The organism is Sphingopyxis macrogoltabida (assembly GCF_001314325.1).
Lineage (GTDB): Bacteria > Pseudomonadota > Alphaproteobacteria > Sphingomonadales > Sphingomonadaceae > Sphingopyxis > Sphingopyxis macrogoltabida.
Map to the genome: position 1 here is coordinate 2,993,213 of NZ_CP009429.1, position 17,858 is coordinate 3,011,070.

Below are 17,858 nucleotides of genomic sequence, written 5' to 3' on the forward strand. Positions count from 1 at the left end.
GCCGGCCGGGAGGTCGGCGTCCTCAACATCGCGTGTGCGGGCCGCCGTGCGTCGGGGCTTGCCCCTCTCGCGCTCTTCCCGCAGAAGCATCGGCCAACGCTGCGGAGAGATATCATGCTGAACGGCCCGCTGCTCGTAACCGAGCGCCTGATCCTCCGTCCGCCCGCGACAGAGGATTTCGACGGCTTCGCCGAAATGTGCACCGAAGCCGATACCATGCAGTTCATCGGCGGCACCTGCGAACGATCGCAGGCGTGGCGCATGTGGTGCACGCTCGCGGGTGCATGGCATATCCGCGGCTTTTCGATGTTTTCGGTGATCGAACGCGACACCGGCGAATGGGTCGGGCGGCTTGGGCCATGGGAACCCGACGGCTGGCCGGCGCCCGAGGTCGGTTATGGCGTCCGCGCGAAATTCGCGGGCAAAGGTTACGCCTTCGAAGGCTGCATCGCGGCGTGCGATTTCGCGGTCGAATTTCTGAAATGGCCCGAGCTGATGCACAGCATCGATCCGGCGAACACCCGCTCGCAGGCGCTTGCGCGGCGGCTCGGCGCGACGAACAGCGGCCCGACCCGCCTTCCCGCGCCGTTTCAGGATGCGCCGGTCGATGCCTGGACGCAGAGCGCCGATGCGTGGCGGATCAAGCGCAAGGAATTCCGGCTGTGACCGATGATCGTCACATCGACCCCGAACGCGCGCAGTTCGACGCCTTCAAGGCGCTGCCGCGCGACACGGTGATCCACATGCTCAACCTCGTCCGCTTCCGGGACAAGGCCGCCTACCCTGCGGGTCACCCGCTCGCCGGGCACGACCTGACCGGTGCCGATGCCTATGCGAATTACGGGCGCGACAGTGGCCCGGTCTTCCAGCGCGTCGGCGGCCGCATCGTCTGGCGCGGTACGATGGAGGCGATGCTGATCGGACCCGATGGCGAGCGTTGGGACGCAATCTTCGTCGCCGAATATCCGGACAGCGGCGCGTTCATGGCGATGGTGACCGACCCGGTATATCGCGAAGCGGTCGTCCACCGGCAGGCCGCGGTCGCGACCTCGCGCCTCATCCGCACCGCGCCGGGGCTGAATCCGTCCCGGTCCGAGACAGTTTTCGGCTAACAAAGTCTTACCCGTTAACGCATTTTCTTCGCACCTTTTTAACCAGGATCGGGCATTCCGGAGAAGATGTTAAGGGAGTGTTAGCGATGATCATGCGCGGAAAATGGCTGGTTGCGGGTTTGCTGGTGGCCACCGCTCCGTTGGCCGGCTGCCGGGACAATCCCAATGCCAAGGCCGAATTGTCGCCGCTCGACGACGGCCTGACCAATGCAGACCCGACGATCAAGGGCTCGCTCGAAGACAAGATCATGGTCGATCCGAAGCTGGCCGGCCAGTCGAACCAGAATGCCGTGGGTCCGGGCAACAAGCCTGTCGACGGCGGCGTTCCGGGCGTTGCCGGCGCCAAGGCCGCCAGCGCCGCCGAAGCCGCAGCGGCGCAGGCCGCCGGCAAGCTGCTCGCCGCGCCCAAGGCGCTGCCCTATGAAGCCGATTGCAAGGGCGATTGCGCCAACGCTGCCAAGCGCCCGGTCACCATCGGCGCGCTCGCCCGCGAACAGGCAAAGGGGAGCTGCGATGCCAAGCTGACCTATGGCAATGCCTGGGCCGACCGCCTGCCCCCCGCCTTCCGCCTCTATCCGCGCGCGACCTTGCGCGAGGCAGCGGGCGTCGCCGGCGGCAAGTGCAACATCCGCGTCGTCAATTTCCAGACCGCGGCGTCGATGCAGGCGGTGCTCGACTATTATCACACGATGGCGGTCCGCGCCGGATACACCAGCGACCACCGCGTCAATGGCGACGAGCATGTACTCGGCGGCACGAAGGGCGAACTGGCCTATGTCCTGTTCATGCGTCGCGACGGCGGCATGACCGACGTCGATCTGGTCGCCTCCGGCGGCAAATAAGCCAGCGTATATCGCGCAACAAAAAAGGCCCCGGTTTCCCGGGGCCTTTTTCTTGGCGGACGAACATGCCCGTCAGATTTTGTCGCCAAGCGCGCCCTGAACCTTGCCCTTCAGATTCTGGGCTTCGCCCTTGCGTTCCTGCGCTTCGCCTTCGGCGCGCAGACGCTCGTTATCGGTCGCCTTGCCTGCCGCCTGCTTCACATTGCCGGCAGCCTCGTTCGCAAGGCCTTTCGCTTTTTCGGTGAGTTCACCCATCGGGATTCTCCTTTGTCGCAGAGGCGGGAGGGGCTCGCCTCTTGCAGGAGAAACGGGCGAATGAGGCGCTTGTTCCTGTCGCGCGAGACAAGCCGTTGCAAAGCAACGCCAAATGCGCTCACCGACATCGGCAACTTGGCGACAAGCATCCGGCCAATGAAAAAGGGCGCCGCGGTTGCCCGCAGCGCCCCTTTCACGAACTGGATCCCGAACGGATCGACGGGCTTACTTGATCCCGTCGCGCTCCATCCGCTTGCGCTCCATCTTGCGGGCGCGGCGGACGGCGGCGGCGCGCTCGCGCGCACGCTTTTCGCTCGGCTTCTCGTAGTGACGGCGCAGCTTCATTTCGCGATACACGCCCTCACGCTGCAGCTTCTTCTTGAGCGCGCGAAGGGCCTGGTCGACATTATTGTCGCGAACGATGATCTGCATACGCCGTGTCGTCTCCTGTTCGTCAAAACGATTTCGGCACCGGAGAGCCGGTTTGCCGTAAATCGCCGATATTCGGGCAATAAAAAGAGCGCCGCGAAAGCGCGACGTTCCAATGAAGCGCCAACTAAAAGGATTCGCGCCGAAATGCAAGCCCCAACGCGGCGAACCGCGCCTGCCGCGCCACGGGACCGCGCGCGCCTCGCCGGGATTGGCCTGCCCGCTGCCTTGTGGCATAGGTAGCAGGACGAAACCAATCACAGTAAGGGACAGGCCATGGCGACCCAGCTCAAGCGCAACAGCAAATATAGCGAAGCCGAATGGACGGCGCGGCAGGAACTCGCCGCTTGCTACCGCATCTTCGCGATGATGGGCTGGGACGAGATGATCTTCAACCACATCACGGTGAAGCTCGAAGATCAGGAAGGCGCCTTCCTGATCAACCCCTATGGCATGCATTTCAGCGAAGTCACCGCCTCCAGCCTGATCAAGATCGACATCGACGGCAACAAGCTGGACGAGGATAATCCCTGGCACGTCAACAAGGCGGGCTTCGTCCAGCACAGCCTGTTCCACCGCGTCCTGCCCGACGCCCATGCGATCATCCACACCCACACGACCGCGACGATGGCGGTCTGCGGGCTCGAAGGCGGTCTGCAGCCGACGAACTTCTATGCCTGCAATTTCATGGGCCAGCTCGCCTATCACGATTTCGAAGGCGTGACGGTCCGCGAGGAAGAGGGCGAGCGGCTGGTCGAGCATCTCGGCAACAAGCGCATCCTGATGCTGCGCAACCACGGCCCCGTCGTGATGGGCAAGTCGCTGTCCGACGCCTTCATCAAATATTGGGCGCTGCAGCGCGCCTGCGAGATCCAGCTCGCGACGATGAGCATGGGCAAGCCGATCCTTGTCGACGAGGAGGTCATCAAGGTTCACCAGCGCGACCTTTATATGGCGGCGATCCCCGGTCAGTCGGGCAAGGCCGAGTTCGACGCGATGGTGCGCAAGGTCGACAAGATCGACACAAGCTGGCGTGACTAATCGCGCGGCTGCGCTAACAGGGAATGCATGACGCGATTCTCGGTCAACGACCGCCCGGTCGAATATCGCATGGACCCCGAAACGCCCCTGCTGTGGGCGCTGCGCGACGCGTCGAACCTGACGGGGACCAAATATGGCTGCGGCACCGGCGAATGCGGCGCGTGCACCGTCGATATCGATGGCGAGGCGATTCGCAGTTGCCTCGTCACCATCGCCGAATGCGAGGGCCGCTTCGTCACGACGATCGAGGCACTGTCGCGCGACCGCAGCCATCCGGTGCAGCAGGCCTGGGTCGCCGAACAGGTGCCGCAATGCGGTTTCTGCCAGTCGGGAATGATCATGGCGGCCGCAGCCTTGCTCCGCACCAACAGCAATCCGACCGACGCCGAAATCGATGCGGCGATCACCAATATCTGCCGCTGCGGCACCTATCCGCGGATTCGCGGTGCCATCCGCCGCGCCGGCCGCGTGCTGCGCGGCGAGGAACGGATCGCCGCCGCGCCGCCGCCCGGCATCCGCCCCGAGGATGCGGCACGCGCCGTTCCCGCCATGCGCAAGCCCCCGGGAAGCTGAACCTAAGGCAACACCCCGGTTCAGCGGCCGATCATCTTGCCTGCGGTAACTTTCTCTTCATCTTCCCGGCTGGTGCCTCCAGCGTGCGGGACATGAATTGGAGTATGGCGAGATGAAGAAGATGTTCGGAGGGTTGCTGATCGCTGCGACGGTCCTCACCCCCATCGCTCCCGCCGCGGCACAGGCCTCCGGCGAGCGAATGCAGATCGCGCAGAACGATCGCGGCAATCGCGGCGACCGTGGTCCGCGCGGCCCCGAAGTCCGGCGCGGCGGCGGCGGCGAAGGCCGCGCCCAGCGTCAGGCCCCGCGTTCGCAGCCGCAACGCGAGCAGGTGCAACGTCAGCAGGTCCAGCGTCAGCAGCGCGATATGCGGGCCGATCGCGGCAATCGCTGGAACGGCCAGCAACAGCGCCAGTGGCAGCAGCGCGGTACCGATCAGCAGCGCGTGCGCCAGCAGCAGGTGCAGCGTCAGCAAGCGCAGCGCCAGCAGCAGATTCGCCAACAGCAGATCCGGGGCCAGCGCGGCACCTATGATCGCAACCGCGACGGCCGCGTCGACCGCCAGTGGGACCGCGACCGCAACGGCCGGGTCGACCGGCAGTGGGATCGCAACCGCAACGGTCAGGTAGACCGGCGTTACGACCGCAATCGCAACGGCGACCTCGATCGCCGCTGGGATCGCAACAACAACAACCGTGTCGATCGCCGTTACGACCGCAACCGCAACGGCTATGTCGACCGCCGCTATCGCGACGGCCGCCACGATCGCTGGGACCGTAACAACAGCCGCTGGAGCCGCGACTGGCGCAGCGACCGCCGTTACGACTGGCGCAGCTATCGCGACCACAACCGCAGCTATTACCGGATGCCGCGCTATTACAATCCGTATCGCGGACGCGGCTATACGCGGTTCAGCATCGGCTTCACGCTGGGCTCGCTGTTCTATGGCTCGCGCTACTGGATCAACGATCCGGGCTATTACCGCCTGCCGCCGGCCTACGGCGGGTATCGCTGGGTGCGCTATTATGACGACGCGCTTCTGGTCGACACCTACTCGGGCGAAGTGGTCGACGTGATCTACGACTTCTTCTGGTAATATTCCTTTCGGTTATCAGATGAATAAACTGAAGGGGCCGGTCCGCCGGCCCCTCTTTTTATGGGCTTGCCCTCCCCCGCCCGACGCGCCACGGTCGCGCCACGAAACAGGGGAGCGAATATGCAAAAATCGGGATTGGCGACTGCCACGGCAGTCGCGCTGGCGCTTTGCGGTGCGGCCTCGGCGGAGGCACGCACCACAGTCATCTATGCCGGGCAAGTGATCACCGATGCCGACAAGCCGGTGCAGGGACCCGCGACCGTTACCGTCACCGATGACCGCATCACCTCGATCACCGCTGGCCGCGCCGAGGCCCCGGCGGGCGCGGAGGTCGTCGATCTCGGCGACAAGACCCTGCTTCCCGGGCTCGTCGACCTCCACGTCCACCTCACCGGCGACCCCGGCGACGATTATCGCGCGGCGGCGGTCGATCCCGACGAATGGGGCGTGGTGGTCGGCGCGAAGAATGCCGCCATCACGCTGCGCGCGGGTTTCACCACGGTGCGCGAGGCGGGGTCGGCGCAATATACCGCCTATGCGCTCCGCCGCGGTACCGCGAACGGCTTTATCGAGGGGCCGCGCATCGTCGCAGCGGGCCCGGCGCTGTCGATCATCGGCGGCCACGGCGACGTCACGGGCTTCCGCGAAGATGTCCACGCCGTGCTCGATCAGGGCTACACCTGCACCGGCGCGCTCGAATGCGCCGAGAAGGTGCGCAAGGCGTCGCGCGCCGGGGCCGACGTTATCAAGATCACCGCAACAGGGGGCGTCCTGTCGCAGCAGGCACGCGGGCTCGAGGGCCATTTCACCAGCGCCGAGTTGCAGAGCATCGCCGATACCGCGCATTCGCTGGGGCTGAAGGTCATGGCGCATGCGCATGGCGCGGGCGGGATCACCGCGTCGGCGGCCGCGGGCATCGACAGCATCGAGCATGGCACCTTCGCCGACGATCCGACGCTGAAGGTGATGAAGGCCAAGGGTACCTATCTCGTGCCGACGTTGATGGCATTCGAGGGCATAAGGGAACGGCTCGGCAAGGGCATCTATACGCCGACGGTCGAGGATAAGGTCCGGATGACGCTGAACGACGTCGGCAAGGCGGTTACGCGCGCCAAGGCGCTGGGCGTGCCGATCGCTTTCGGCACCGACGCCGGAGTATTCGAACATGGCCGCAACGGCGGCGAGTTCGCGTTGCTCGTCAAATATGGGCTGACCCCGCGCGAGGCGCTGGCAAGCGCGACGACGGTGGCCGCGAAACTGCTGTCGCTCGAAAATGAGATCGGCCGCATTGCGCCCGGCATGTCGGCCGACATGATCGCGGTCGACGGCGATCCGCTCAGCGATGTGACGACGCTTGAAAAGGTCGGCTGGGTGATGGTGCGCGGGCGGATCGCCGGCTGACGATCGCCTTCCCCAATTCGTCATCCCGGCGAAGGCCGGGATGACGAATGGGAAATAATCAGCCGCGATTTCAGGCGATGCGCTGGAGGCGTGGCGGCTGTACCGCCCTCGTCGCCCGGCCCTGCGCGGGACTGATGAGCATTTCGATGTCGACGGCTTCGGTGAACTGCACGCCGACGCGATTGTCGCTCGACCAACGCGCCTGCGCATCGAGCGACAGGTCGGAACCGAATTCGAGGATGAGGTCGGTCCCGGCGGGCACGTTCCACAGCCCCTCGATCAGCGCGCCGCGCGACGACATATTGCGGACGATGGCTTCATATTGATAGCCGCCGCTGGTGACCTGGATCGTGCGGAAGGTCGTCCGGCGCGGCTCGCGGGCGCTCTTGTAGCCCTTGGCCTCGACGCGACCGCCGCCCTCGCCGAGCAGCACGAGAACTTCGCCGAGTTCCATCGGCTTGCCATAAATATAGCCCTGGACATGGCTGCAGCCCAAGCCGCGGATCAGCGCCAGATCGTCGTGCGTCTCCACCCCCTCGGCGGTGGTTTCCATGTCGAGCGCCGTCGCAAGGCCGACGATCGACGAGATGATCGCGGCGTTCATGCTGTTCGGATCGGCGGCGCCGAGCACGAAGCTTTGGTCGATCTTGATCTTGTCGAACGGCGCCTTCTTCAAATAGCCGAGCGCCGAATAGCCGGTACCGAAATCGTCGAGCGCCAGCCGTACGCCGGTGCGCTTCAGTTTCTGGAACATCGCGAGATTCTCGGGACTCTCGTCAAGGAAGACGCCCTCGGTGATCTCCAGTTCGAGCTGGTCGGGCTGGATGCCCGCCGCCGATACCGCGCTCATGATCGTCGTCGGCAGCTTTTCGTTGGCGAATTGTCGCGGCGAGACATTGACCGCGACACGGTAGCCCGGTCCCAGCCGGGCAATCGTCGCGCAGGCGGTGCGAATGATCCATTCGCCGATCGGGATGATGAGGTTCGATTCCTCGGCGATGGGTATGAACTTCGACGGGCTGATCACACCCTCGGGTTCGCGCCGCCAGCGGATGAGTGCCTCGAAACCCGAAATTCGCTCGGTTCCGACATCGACGATCGGCTGATAGAGCAACGCCAGCTCGTCTCGTGCGAGCGCGTCGCGCAGCGCATCTTCGATCGCCTTGCGCTCGCTCGCCTGATTGTGCATCGCATCGGCGTAGAAGCGATAGACGCCGCGCCCGGCGTCCTTGGCGGCATAAAGCGCAAGGTCGGCGTTACGGACCAGTGCCGAAACGGACACACCCTGCCCTTCGGATACGGCAATCCCGATCGACGAGCCGATCCGGACCTGCTCGCCCTCTATGGCGAAGGGCTTGGCAAGGCTGAGGATGATTGCGTTGGCGATGCCCGCGAGCTTTTCGGGCTGGGTGAGCTGCGGCAACACGATTTGAAACTCGTCGCCGCCAAGGCGTCCGACCTGTCCCTTGTCGCCGACGATCTGGGTCAGCCGTCCCGCCACTTGCTGGAGAAGCTGGTCGCCGACCGGATGCCCCAGCGTGTCGTTGACCGCCTTGAACCGGTCGAGATCCATCATCAGCAACGCGCACGGCTGCGCCTGTCCGGCGTGGCTGCGCAATGCCCGCTCGAGCAGGTCGGTGATGTGCAGCCGGTTCGCCAGCCCGGTCAGCGTATCGTAACGCGCCAGCTGGTTGATCTCGCGCTCCGATCTTTTCTTTTCGGTGAGGTCGGTCCCGCTGCCGCGGAATCCCTGGAAATTGCCAAGTTCGTTGCTGATCGGGTTGCCCGAAATCGACCACCAGCGTTCTTCGCCCTGCACCGCCGCCTGGACCGTCAATTCGTTGAACGGCGTCCGCGACGAGAGGCTGAAACCCAGCGTGCGCTCTTCGCTCTCGTCGTTGCCGATTCGCTTGCGAATGATGTCGGTAAAAGGCCGGCCGAGGATGTCGGACAGCGACAGTCCGAGCTTCGCCGCGACGGTCGGCGAAATATAGACGAGTTGGCCATAGCGATCGGTTTCCCAGAACCAGCCGCGCCCGGCCCGCTCGAAATCGCGGACGAGGCCCAGCGCGCGCTGCTGGTCGCTGATCGCAAACCGCTGCGCCCGGGTCGCGCGGCGCTGATGGCGGATGTCCTCGCGCATCATGACGATCAGCAGGCCCAGAAACACCAGCCCCGCGACGGCGAAGGGCCATGATGCGATGCCGATCGCGCCGCCCAGTGCCGTCGCACCGGCAAAGGCAAAGAAGGCGGGGCGTGCGATCGCCACCGCCGACGCCGCGACAAGGATCGATCCGATCTGGATCGCGGTGAAGGCATCGAAGAAGAAACGGCCGTCGGGAACCGCAATCGCCGCGAACATCGCGACAGCGTTGAGCAACGTACCCACCGCGATCAGCGCCATGCTGGCCATCATGACCAGCCGCAGCCGTTCGGGGTGCAGCGCCCGCCCGCCCCGCATCGCCTGCCCGACAACGGTCAGCGCGAGGTCGCAGAGCAGGCCGATGCCCATCACCAGCCATTGCGACGGCCGGTCGAGGAAGCCGGCCACGCCCGGCACGAAAGCGAAGACGAAGAAGGTCAGCGCGCGGCCGATGAGCACATAGTGCCATAGCTGCGCAACACGCATCAGGCGCGTCACGAATTCAGGCGAATCGAGCAGCGATTCGTCCGTGGACGGATCGCTGACGACCGGCCGAACAATCTTGCGCTGCGCCCCCAACTACCCTCTTTCCTGCCTATCCGAAGGAGCCCGAAGCTCTGTCGGAAAGGGGTTGCCAAATCCTTATCGTCGCAGGCGAAATGTGCCGATATTGTACCAAAATGGAAGATGTTCCGTTTCGCTTCGCAACTTGATATAGCGTCGGCATGTCCGCCGTCCGCCTCCTGCCGCCAGACCGCTTCTTCGATCGCGCCGAATGGTCCGCGATCACGACCGCATCGCGCTGGCGCGGTGCCTGGCTTGTCGCGCATGCGTGGATCGTCAGCCTTGCCGTGGTCGGTATTGCCGCATGGACGCAGAATCCCGCAGCCTGGTTACTGGCGGTGATCCTTGTCGGCGGGCGCCAGCTTGGTCTCGCCATCCTGATGCACGATGCCGCGCATGGACTGCTGCACCCGAACCGCAAAACCAACAATTTCCTCGGCCAGTGGCTGACCGGCGCGGCGGTCGGATCGGACCTGATCGCCTATCGCACCTACCACCTCCAGCACCACAAATTCACGCAGCAGCCCGAGGACCCCGATCTTTCGCTGTCGAAACCCTTTCCGACGACGCGCGCGAGCCTGTGGCGCAAGGTGCTGCGCGACCTGACCGGGCAGACCTTCTTCAAGCAGCGTGCCGCCCAGGTCGGTTTTGCGCTCGTCGGGCTGAAGGCGATGCTCCGCGGCGAGAAGGTCGAAAAGGGCCGCACCGGCACCAAGGCGGGGATGCCCTTCAACAAGCAGTCGGACGACGGCATGACGTCACCGACGGTCGATGCGGCAGGCGCAATGACGGTTACCCGCGCGGTCGGGCGCTTCCTGATCGTGCAGGCGGTGCTGCTCGCTGCCTCCCTCGCGCTCTACGGCTGGACGCCGTACCTGCTGTGGCTCGCTGGGTTGGCAACGACATTCCAGCTTTACCTGCGCATCCGCAACATCGCAGAACATGCGTGCACCACGACAGGGAGCCAGGACCCCTTCACCCATGCACGGACGACGCATGCCGGCTGGCTGGCGCGCGCGACGGTCGCGCCCTATTGGGTCAATTATCACGCCGAACATCATCTGTTCATGGGCGTACCCTGTTACCGCCTGCCCGCGGTCCATGCGATGCTCGGCGCGCAGGGCAAGCATGAGGCGATGACGATCGCGCCGAATTATCGCGCGGTGCTGCGACAGGTCACCGCGAACGGCTGATCCCTATTCGCTGACGAAGCGCGCGCCGGCGCGGTCCTTTACCGTTTTCTCGGGGTCGAAGATCATCCCGTTCATCGCGACATAGACCCCCGGGGGCAGCGTCTGCACCGCCGCCAGCGCGAAGCCGACATTGAATTCGGCATCGCTCGCGCGCACCGACGCAGGCTGCATCGCCCCCGTCAGCACGATCGTCTTGCCCGCGATGCCGGCGAGCACGCGGCCGGTGACGACCATCGTGTCGGTGCCGTGCGTAACGAGGACGTGCGCCGCATCGCTGGCCTCGACCGCGGCGCGGATCGCCGCGCGATCGGCGTCGCCCAATTCGAGGCTGTCCTTGCGCATCAACTGGGTCACGCGGTGAGCGACATGGACGTTGTTTTCGCGCAGCATGTCGGGGATCGCCGCAGGGCCGATCTGGAACTCGCTGAGCGCGTCGAAATAGATCTTGTCGATCGTGCCGCCGGTGGTGAAGATGTCGATCATGCCAAAGCCTCGGCGATCAGGCGCCGCGTGTTGGCGATCCCGAACAGCGCGATGAAGCTGCCCATGCGCGGCCCGGCGCTCGACCCGAGCAGGGTTTCATAGAGCGCCTTGAACCAATCGCGCAGGTTTTCAAAACCATAGGATTCGTTCTTGCCAATCTCGTACACGATATTCTGGATATCGTCGGCCGAGGCATCGACGGGCAATGCCGCAAGTTTCGCGTCAAGTTCCGCGAGCGCCGCACCCTCGCCGCCCGCCGGCTTGCGGCGCTGCAGCGTCGGCGCGACATAGTCGCGGTTATACGCCATCGCATTGTCGATCAGCCGGTCGAGCTCCGGATAAGCCTCCGCATTCGCGCCTGCGACATATTGGCCGAGATAGCGCCAGATCTGCTCCTTCGACGCATCGGCGCCCATTACCCCGACGAGGTTGAGCAGCAGGCCGAAAGTCACCGGCAGTTCGGCGGCCGGAACCTGCTCGCCGCGCGCGACATGGACATGGTGCGCGGGGTTGCCGAGGCGCTTGTCGGGCTCCTGCGCCGGATAATTGCCGCGCATCTGCAGATATTCGTCGACCGCCTTCGGGATCACGCCGATGTGAAGCTGCTTCGCCGCCTTGGGCTCACGATAGGCGAAGAATGCGAGGCTTTCCTCGCTGCCATAGTCGAGCCATTGCTCGAGGCTGAGGCCATTGCCCTTCGACTTCGAAATCTTCTCGCCCTTTTCGTCGAGGAACATCTCGTAAATCAGCCCCTCGGGCTTTTGCCCGCCGAGCGCGCGCGCGATCTTGCCCGACTGGATGCCGCTGTCGGTCAGATCCTTGCCGTACATCTCGTAATCGACGCCGAGCGCAACCCAGCGCATCGCCCAGTCGACCTTCCATTGCAGCTTGGCACCACCGCCGAGGATCGAATGGGTGATCGTCTCGCCGTCATCCTCGAACGACACGAGACCAGCATCGGCATCGACGACGGTCACCGGCACCTGCAGCACGATCCCCGACTTCGGGCTGACCGGCAGGACGGGCGAATAGGTCGCCGCGCGCTCGGCGCGGAGCGTCGGCAGCATGATGTCGAGAATGTCCTGATTGTGGCGCAGGACATTCTTCAGCGCGTCGTCGAACGCTCCGGAAGTGTAGCGCTCGGTCGAACTGACGAATTCATATTCAAAGCCAAAACGATCGAGAAATTCGCGCAGCATCGCATTGTTATGATGCGCGAAACTTTCATATTTGCCGAACGGATCGGGGATCGCGGTGAGCGGCTTGCCGAGATATTCGCGCAGCATATCCTGCTGCGGCACATTGTCGGGAACCTTGCGCAGCCCGTCCATGTCATCGCTGAACGCAACGAGGCGCGTCGCCGCAGGCACCCCGGATTCATTGGCGGTGATCGCCTCATAGGCGCGGCGAACCATCGTCGTGCGCAACACTTCGTTGAAGGTGCCGATATGCGGCAGGCCCGACGGGCCATAGCCGGTCTCGAACAGCACCGGCTCGGCTTGCCCGTTCTTGGCGGGCTTGCCCTCCGGATAGCGTTTCACCAGCTTGCGCGCTTCCTCGAACGGCCAGGCCTTGGACGTTTGCGCAGGTTCGCGCAGCGAAGGATGAAGGTGCAAGTCAGTCATGCCAGCGCCCATAGCGGGAAGAAGGCGGGATGGGAAGAAGGGCAGAAAACTGCGCAACTTCACACTGGAATCGCATGTTCGCCATGAGGCTGGCGGCGCTTGGAGCCACAAAAGCCCCGCATGCGCGCAGCGGCTTGTGTCCTTTGTGGCCTTTGGGAAGAGCGCCTGATGCATCGGAATAGCTTAGGCACAGCCGGATAATGCAGGAAAGACTTGTCGGCAGTTTGGGCGGATGTCGGTTTTGGGAGGGAAGCTGACGAAATGCCTTATCGAGCGCGATACTGTTCAACGGCCTTCGTCACGAGGACTTGCTCGGTCTCTTCTATATTGGTGCCGGTGTAAGCCTCCATCCGCCATGAGCCATCGAGATAGTGCTTACCGAGAGGGGACTCCAAAAAGTTCACGATTCCGCGTAATTCTTCCTCGGTGAATTCCCAGTTGATATGGTCCTCATATGCTTCCTGATATTGCGGGCGATATTTCTCGTAGGCCGCTTTCAGCGCATCGATAGGACCTGTCCATTGCTCGATCAGCGTTTTGTTCTGGCGAGTATTTTCTGCGCCTTGCGTCCATCCCAACTCGGGAATGAAAGCGTATCTTTCTAAGAAGCTCCCAGAATCGAGTTAGCGTCCGCGCTCGTGGTGTAATTTCCGGTGTAGGCGATGGTGTATTCCGGGGTGGGGCATGCCCCACCCCGGAATGCGGCGTCGCTGGTGGCCACCGGGTTCATCGTTATGGTGGAGTTTGCACACTTCAACCGTGACGAAGAGGAGTTCCCGATGACCGAGGACAGATTACTGATCGAAGAGCTTGCTGCGAAGGGCGGCCAACCGGATTTTTTGCGCACCATCGCCGAGAACGTGCTGCAGCTGATCATGGAGGCCGACGTTGATGGCCTGATCGGCGCGGGTCGCCACGAACGCAGCAGCGAGCGCGCGACCTGGCGCAACGGCTATCGCGACCGTTCGCTGGATACCCGGGTAGGCACGCTGAACCTGAAAATCCCCAAGCTGCGTGCTGGGTCCTACTTTCCGGGCTTCCTTGAGCCCCGCAAGATGGTCGAGAAAGCGCTGGTTGCGGTGATCCAGGAAGCGTGGATCGGCGGGGTCAGCACCCGGCGGGTCGATGAACTCGTCCAGGCCATGGGCATGACCGGCATCTCCAAGTCCACCGTCTCCAAGCTTTGCAAGGACATTGACGAGCGCGTCCATGCCTTTCTGAAACGCCCGCTCACCGGCGAATGGCCGTATCTCTGGCTCGATGCCACCTATCTCAAGGTACGCGAAGGCGGGCGGATCATCAGCGTTGCCGCAATAATCGCCATGGCCGTCAACACCGAGGGCCGGCGCGAGATCGTCGGCCTGCATATCGGCCCCTCGGAAGCGGAGGTCTTCTGGTCCGACTTCCTGAAGGACCTTGTTCGGCGCGGTCTTACCGGCGTGAAGCTGGTCATCTCCGATGCTCACGAGGGCCTCAAGGGCGCGATCACCCGCGTCATGGGCGCCACCTGGCAGCGCTGCCGGGTGCACTTCATGCGCAATGCCCTGTCCTATGTGCCCAAGGGCCAGAACACTGTCGTCGCCGCCGCGATCCGCCAGGTCTTCCTGCAGCCCGATCAGAAAAGCGCAACGCAGGTCTGGCGACAGGTCGCCGACCAGTTGCGCACCCGTTGGCCCAAGCTCGGCGCCTGCATGGACGAGGCCGAAACCGACGTGCTCGCCTACACCGGCTTTCCCACCCAGCACCGCACGAAGTTACACTCAACCAATCCGCTCGAGCGGCTCAACAAGGAGGTCAAGCGCCGCGCCGACGTCGTCGGAATCTTCCCGAACGAAGACAGCATCATCCGCCTCGTCGGGGCTGTGCTGATGGAGCAGAACGACGAGTGGCAGCTCCAGCACCGATACATGCAGATCGAAGGCATGGCCGAACTCAACCAACCCATGATCGAGGAGGAAAATCAGCCCCTACACATCACCGCCAAAGCCGCCTGACGATGGCCCACGGCCACAGCCGAAATTACACCACCTTGACGGACGCGACCAGAATCGATCCGGTCCTGAAGACCCGAGGACTTCATAAACCGATGAATCAGATCCAGCTTCTCTGCACTTGGCGGAGAGGATTCCTGTGCAGACGGCGCGATCATAGCCTTTGTACTTTCCGGCTCTGCGTTCGATGGCGAGTTGTAACCGAGGGCGAGCAGAGCAGCGCAGATTAGCCTTTTCATTTAGGCACTATGGCATCTTTGTGGATGACCGCAACCGGCCGTTTCCTACCGGTCACGGCCGATATTCAAACGAGCCACACCGCCCGAACTGCAATGCCATCATGGTTACCCGAAATTTACCATCTTTGCCGTAGCAAGGGGCCATGCCGTTTCCGCCCCCACCCCGCGCTCGCCGCCATGCCCGCACCGCCGTCGCCATCGACGTCACCGTCAATGGCGTCCTCAACCATGTCGAAGGCTGCATCCGCGACCTGTCGGAAGGAGGCGCACGGATCGACGGCGCGAGCCTGCCCGAACGGACGCGCTGCGAAATCCATTATGCGGGGCAGACGGTCTATGCCATCGTCATGTGGTCGGAGTTCGACCGCATGGGCGTGCGCTTCCCCTATGAACTGACCAGCGGCCCGCTGTACAACGCGCTAGAACGCGCGCGCGGGCAGGCAGCATTGCCGCCAGGACAGGTCTTCCTCAACAATCGACAGGCCAGCTTCGGGCGCCGCGGATTGATGAAGGGGGACAGGACATATTGAAGTGCTGCCGTTGACGGGATTATCCGGGATTGGGCGGGATTTCGCGGGCCAGACCGACGGAAATCGGGGCAATTTCGACCGGGGCAAAAATTTTGGCCTTCAAAGAGCTGTGTCTATAGCGATGGTTAAAATAGACAGGCTGCGACAGGAGCGTTTGAAGTTGGGCGCCGATAAGAAGGCGCGGCGCTGCGAGGCCTCTCAGAGGCTTCTAAACGGCGGGAAAGCGCGTTCTTTGGAGATCGGGCATCGCACCCGATCCGGGCGAAACACATAAAATCATGTGTCCCAGTTCCATCTGAAAGTGGGCGCAAGCGCGCCCAGTTCGGCGCGGCGCGGAAAGCGCGGATTTCAGGGGCGCGTCGCCGAAGCGGCGGCGCGGGCGATCAGCGAGAAGTGGGACAGTTTTTTTGTGCCTGGTCGAACGCGTCGCGGGCGGCCTTTGCATTCCGGGCGGCGCGGCGAAGGTCGATCTCGACCGTTGCGGTCGGCTCGATCCCGACGGCGCGCAGGACGCCGCGGAACGACGTCATCAAATAGGTGGTCCGGCAATAGCGGGCGATCGTTTCGGTCGCCTGATGGGCGCAGGGGTCGCGCATGGTTCGCCAGAAGTGGGCGAACGGCTCGCGGTCGCCCCGGCTATGCTGAAAGCAGACGGCGAGCGCGAGGCGCGTTGCCGTCGTCGGCGGCGCCGGCCCGTCCTCCACCCGCTCGACCAGTTCGGCGAGCGTGATGAGGGCAAGCCGTAAGGTGCGATCGGTCGCGGCCTTTACCGGGGCGACGGGAACTCGGTCCATTTGGCTCGCCCGCCATTATCTTCGATCGAGCAATAGCCGTAGCTGCGGATCGGTACGCCGAAGCTGTTCTGCGCATCATATTCTATACGATGAGACATGCCATCATGGCCGCCGCTTGCTTCGATGCGAACGTAAGTCGATGGAGCCTTGAGCGTGGCCTTGATGGCGTCCTCGCACATCGACAGCTCGCTACGTTGCGAACTGCCAGCCGCCCAGATCACTCCCCCGAAAAGTGCGCCAACGGCGGCTAAGAAGCCCAAGAGCGTCAGATATCCCCGCATCATCGTTCCCCTATCCTACGGCCCGAAGCTTGGGCCGGACTTCCTGCACCTCGACGTAGCGGCTGATGATGTCGGCCGGCACGGTCAGATAAATCATCTCGCTGTAGCGGTCCAAGCTGCCGTTGCCGGTGCGCACCGCGTCTTCCAGCGCTTCGTCCCGCGTGGCCCGCCAAGGACCGATCCGCTTCCTGAAAATCGACAACGCAAATTGCTCCTCCTGCACCCGTTCGCCTCCCCTCCCAGTTTCGAGTCGCAGCGCAAAATAGAACAGGGAGAGAACAAGAGCAAACCGGCGAGGTAAACAGCGTTGCTAAAGGGGACGAGCGAACTGACCGATGATGCGGGCGAAGGGCTGATATTGCTCCTCGTCGTGTCCGATATCGCGAGGCAGCACGGTCGGTTCGTCGCTGCTGTCCTCGCGCAGCGCGAAGCGGGCGATGATGACGCCGCCGTTGACGCTGAAAAGGTAGTGGGCACCGTGGATCAACCGTTCCCCCGGCTTGTGATCCTTGCAAAAGATCATCGTCAGGCGCTCGATCGCGAGCGCTTCGTATCGAGACGGCGCAGCGGCGATCCAAATGCCAGATGTCTCGCCCAAGCTGGAATAGAGCCAATCTTTGCGCATCTTCGTCGTGAGGATCGGCGGCAGCTTACCCTGTTCGTCGATCTCAAAGACCGAATATTCCGGTACGTCTACCCATTCAGCATCGTTGACGTCGATCAACGGGCTAACCGCTGTCGGTTGGTCTAATCGCCTACGGGCTACCTGCTCGCCAAAAAGCCATTCCAGATCGACGTCCAAAGCGGCGGCGATCTTCAAAGCGGCATCGATCCGGGGAGATCGCCCCTTCATGTAATCGCTAATTGACGATGCGGAGAGGCCAGACGCCTCAGCCAACCACTTTGCCTCCCGGTCGCCCAACGCCTCCTTAATCCGATTACTCGAATTCGCATTATCGGGTTGACGCCCCGGACGAGTACGATTATCCGAATTAACGTTACTGGTTATCGGATTGGGCATATGAAACTCGCTGATATACATCCCGAGGATATCAAAGCTTCGATACGCAAGCAGTTTGGCACAATCCGGAATTTCGAATTGTCCAAGGGCTTGCCGCGCGGGTCGGTGCATGAAGTTCTTCGCCGCCGCCGCTGGGCGCGTATCGAGCGTGCTATCGAGTCGGTCATTTCGGCGTCTCCATCCGAAAAAACGGATAGCAGCCGAGAAACCGAAACGCACCGCCTAAGTGCGGAGGCCCGATAGAC

The 17,858-nt window shown here is 63.3% G+C and carries 22 protein-coding genes; 11 read left to right on the forward strand and 11 right to left on the reverse strand.

Translation table 11 applies throughout. The annotated features are described in order from the left end of the window. The first annotated feature begins 114 nt into the window (after window positions 1–114). The 3 genes from LH19_RS14745 to LH19_RS14755 all read left to right on the forward strand — a co-directional run bounded on the left by LH19_RS14745 (window position 115) and on the right by LH19_RS14755 (window position 1,954). Window positions 115–666: a GNAT family N-acetyltransferase gene (locus LH19_RS14745; protein WP_082395741.1), complete on the forward strand. Its 552-nt coding sequence runs from the start codon at window positions 115–117 to the stop codon at window positions 664–666. Beyond that, window positions 663–1,112, forward strand: coding sequence for a DUF1330 domain-containing protein (locus tag LH19_RS14750; RefSeq protein ID WP_054729397.1), 450 nt, complete (start codon window positions 663–665; stop codon window positions 1,110–1,112). The genes LH19_RS14745 and LH19_RS14750 overlap by 4 nt, the downstream gene beginning before the upstream one ends. A gap of 86 nt (window positions 1,113–1,198) precedes the next feature. Beyond that, window positions 1,199–1,954, forward strand: a complete 756-nt coding sequence (locus LH19_RS14755) for a hypothetical protein (protein WP_054729400.1) — start codon at window positions 1,199–1,201, stop codon at window positions 1,952–1,954. Window positions 1,955–2,026: 72 nt separating this feature from the next. Here LH19_RS14755 and LH19_RS14760 read toward each other — a convergent pair whose 3' ends face one another. Next, the gene (locus tag LH19_RS14760; protein WP_054729406.1) at window positions 2,027–2,209 is read right to left on the reverse strand and encodes a CsbD family protein; all 183 of its coding nucleotides are present in this window, start codon (window positions 2,207–2,209) and stop codon (window positions 2,027–2,029) included. A 225-nt stretch (window positions 2,210–2,434) separates the two neighbouring features. Then, the gene (rpsU, locus tag LH19_RS14765) at window positions 2,435–2,641 is read right to left on the reverse strand and encodes a 30S ribosomal protein S21 (protein ID WP_003047635.1); all 207 of its coding nucleotides are present in this window, start codon (window positions 2,639–2,641) and stop codon (window positions 2,435–2,437) included. A 273-nt stretch (window positions 2,642–2,914) separates the two neighbouring features. On the opposite strand from rpsU, the gene LH19_RS14770 reads away from it, so the two are divergent. After that, window positions 2,915–3,679 carry a class II aldolase/adducin family protein gene (locus LH19_RS14770; protein WP_054729410.1) on the forward strand — a complete coding sequence of 255 codons (765 nt, stop codon included), beginning with the start codon at window positions 2,915–2,917 and terminating at the stop codon, window positions 3,677–3,679. A 27-nt stretch (window positions 3,680–3,706) separates the two neighbouring features. Next, the gene (locus tag LH19_RS14775; protein ID WP_054729414.1) at window positions 3,707–4,252 is read left to right on the forward strand and encodes a (2Fe-2S)-binding protein; all 546 of its coding nucleotides are present in this window, start codon (window positions 3,707–3,709) and stop codon (window positions 4,250–4,252) included. Window positions 4,253–4,283: 31 nt separating this feature from the next. On the opposite strand, the gene LH19_RS29485 is transcribed toward LH19_RS14775, so the two are convergent. Further along, window positions 4,284–4,754, reverse strand: a complete 471-nt coding sequence (locus tag LH19_RS29485; RefSeq protein ID WP_234715939.1) for a hypothetical protein — start codon at window positions 4,752–4,754, stop codon at window positions 4,284–4,286. Between LH19_RS29485 and LH19_RS14780 the strand changes: the two genes are divergently transcribed. Both LH19_RS14780 and LH19_RS14785 read left to right on the forward strand, forming a co-directional pair. Continuing rightward, window positions 4,713–5,348: an RcnB family protein gene (locus LH19_RS14780; RefSeq protein ID WP_234715940.1), complete on the forward strand. Its 636-nt coding sequence runs from the start codon at window positions 4,713–4,715 to the stop codon at window positions 5,346–5,348. The genes LH19_RS29485 and LH19_RS14780 overlap by 42 nt on opposite strands. Window positions 5,349–5,468: 120 nt before the next feature. Next, window positions 5,469–6,749: a metal-dependent hydrolase family protein gene (locus tag LH19_RS14785; protein ID WP_054729420.1), complete on the forward strand. Its 1,281-nt coding sequence runs from the start codon at window positions 5,469–5,471 to the stop codon at window positions 6,747–6,749. Between the two features lie 70 nt (window positions 6,750–6,819). On the opposite strand, the gene LH19_RS14790 is transcribed toward LH19_RS14785, so the two are convergent. Further along, window positions 6,820–9,471, reverse strand: a complete 2,652-nt coding sequence (locus tag LH19_RS14790) for an EAL domain-containing protein (protein ID WP_054729424.1) — start codon at window positions 9,469–9,471, stop codon at window positions 6,820–6,822. A gap of 146 nt (window positions 9,472–9,617) precedes the next feature. On the opposite strand from LH19_RS14790, the gene LH19_RS14795 reads away from it, so the two are divergent. Next, window positions 9,618–10,649, forward strand: a complete 1,032-nt coding sequence (locus LH19_RS14795) for a fatty acid desaturase family protein (RefSeq protein WP_054729427.1) — start codon at window positions 9,618–9,620, stop codon at window positions 10,647–10,649. Window positions 10,650–10,652: 3 nt separating this feature from the next. On the opposite strand, the gene LH19_RS14800 is transcribed toward LH19_RS14795, so the two are convergent. The 3 genes from LH19_RS14800 to LH19_RS14810 form a co-directional block, all read right to left on the reverse strand. Beyond that, a complete protein-coding gene (locus LH19_RS14800; protein WP_054729429.1) occupies window positions 10,653–11,132 on the reverse strand; it encodes an asparaginase domain-containing protein in 480 nt (159 codons plus the stop codon). Further along, window positions 11,129–12,757, reverse strand: coding sequence for a lysine--tRNA ligase (locus LH19_RS14805; RefSeq protein ID WP_054733612.1), 1,629 nt, complete (start codon window positions 12,755–12,757; stop codon window positions 11,129–11,131). Before LH19_RS14805 ends, LH19_RS14800 begins: the two co-directional genes overlap by 4 nt. A 266-nt stretch (window positions 12,758–13,023) precedes the next feature. Continuing rightward, window positions 13,024–13,335: a DUF2059 domain-containing protein gene (locus LH19_RS14810; RefSeq protein ID WP_054729432.1), complete on the reverse strand. Its 312-nt coding sequence runs from the start codon at window positions 13,333–13,335 to the stop codon at window positions 13,024–13,026. Between the two features lie 201 nt (window positions 13,336–13,536). On the opposite strand from LH19_RS14810, the gene LH19_RS14815 reads away from it, so the two are divergent. Together LH19_RS14815 and LH19_RS14820 are read left to right on the forward strand one after the other, a co-directional pair. Continuing rightward, window positions 13,537–14,751 (forward strand): IS256-like element ISSpma2 family transposase, encoded by a 1,215-nt coding sequence (locus LH19_RS14815; protein WP_006954973.1) that lies wholly within the window; start codon window positions 13,537–13,539, stop codon window positions 14,749–14,751. 379 nt (window positions 14,752–15,130) lie between these two features. Continuing rightward, complete coding sequence (locus LH19_RS14820) at window positions 15,131–15,517, forward strand: PilZ domain-containing protein (RefSeq protein WP_054729435.1); 387 nt, start codon at window positions 15,131–15,133, stop codon at window positions 15,515–15,517. 383 nt (window positions 15,518–15,900) lie between these two features. Here the strand turns inward: LH19_RS14820 and LH19_RS14825 are convergent, their stop codons facing one another. The 4 genes from LH19_RS14825 to LH19_RS28080 form a co-directional block, all read right to left on the reverse strand. Further along, window positions 15,901–16,311 carry a hypothetical protein gene (locus LH19_RS14825; RefSeq protein WP_054729437.1) on the reverse strand — a complete coding sequence of 137 codons (411 nt, stop codon included), beginning with the start codon at window positions 16,309–16,311 and terminating at the stop codon, window positions 15,901–15,903. Next, window positions 16,284–16,595, reverse strand: a complete 312-nt coding sequence (locus LH19_RS14830; protein WP_054729439.1) for a hypothetical protein — start codon at window positions 16,593–16,595, stop codon at window positions 16,284–16,286. The genes LH19_RS14825 and LH19_RS14830 overlap by 28 nt, the downstream gene beginning before the upstream one ends. Window positions 16,596–16,602: 7 nt before the next feature. Next, the gene (locus tag LH19_RS14835; protein ID WP_145923473.1) at window positions 16,603–16,815 is read right to left on the reverse strand and encodes a hypothetical protein; all 213 of its coding nucleotides are present in this window, start codon (window positions 16,813–16,815) and stop codon (window positions 16,603–16,605) included. Between the two features lie 87 nt (window positions 16,816–16,902). Then, window positions 16,903–17,724, reverse strand: coding sequence for a helix-turn-helix domain-containing protein (locus tag LH19_RS28080; RefSeq protein ID WP_082395745.1), 822 nt, complete (start codon window positions 17,722–17,724; stop codon window positions 16,903–16,905). Between LH19_RS28080 and LH19_RS29880 the strand changes: the two genes are divergently transcribed. Continuing rightward, window positions 17,614–17,856, forward strand: a complete 243-nt coding sequence (locus tag LH19_RS29880; protein ID WP_145923474.1) for a helix-turn-helix domain-containing protein — start codon at window positions 17,614–17,616, stop codon at window positions 17,854–17,856. The two genes, LH19_RS28080 and LH19_RS29880, sit on opposite strands and share 111 nt — an antisense overlap. Window positions 17,857–17,858: the final 2 nt, after the last annotated feature.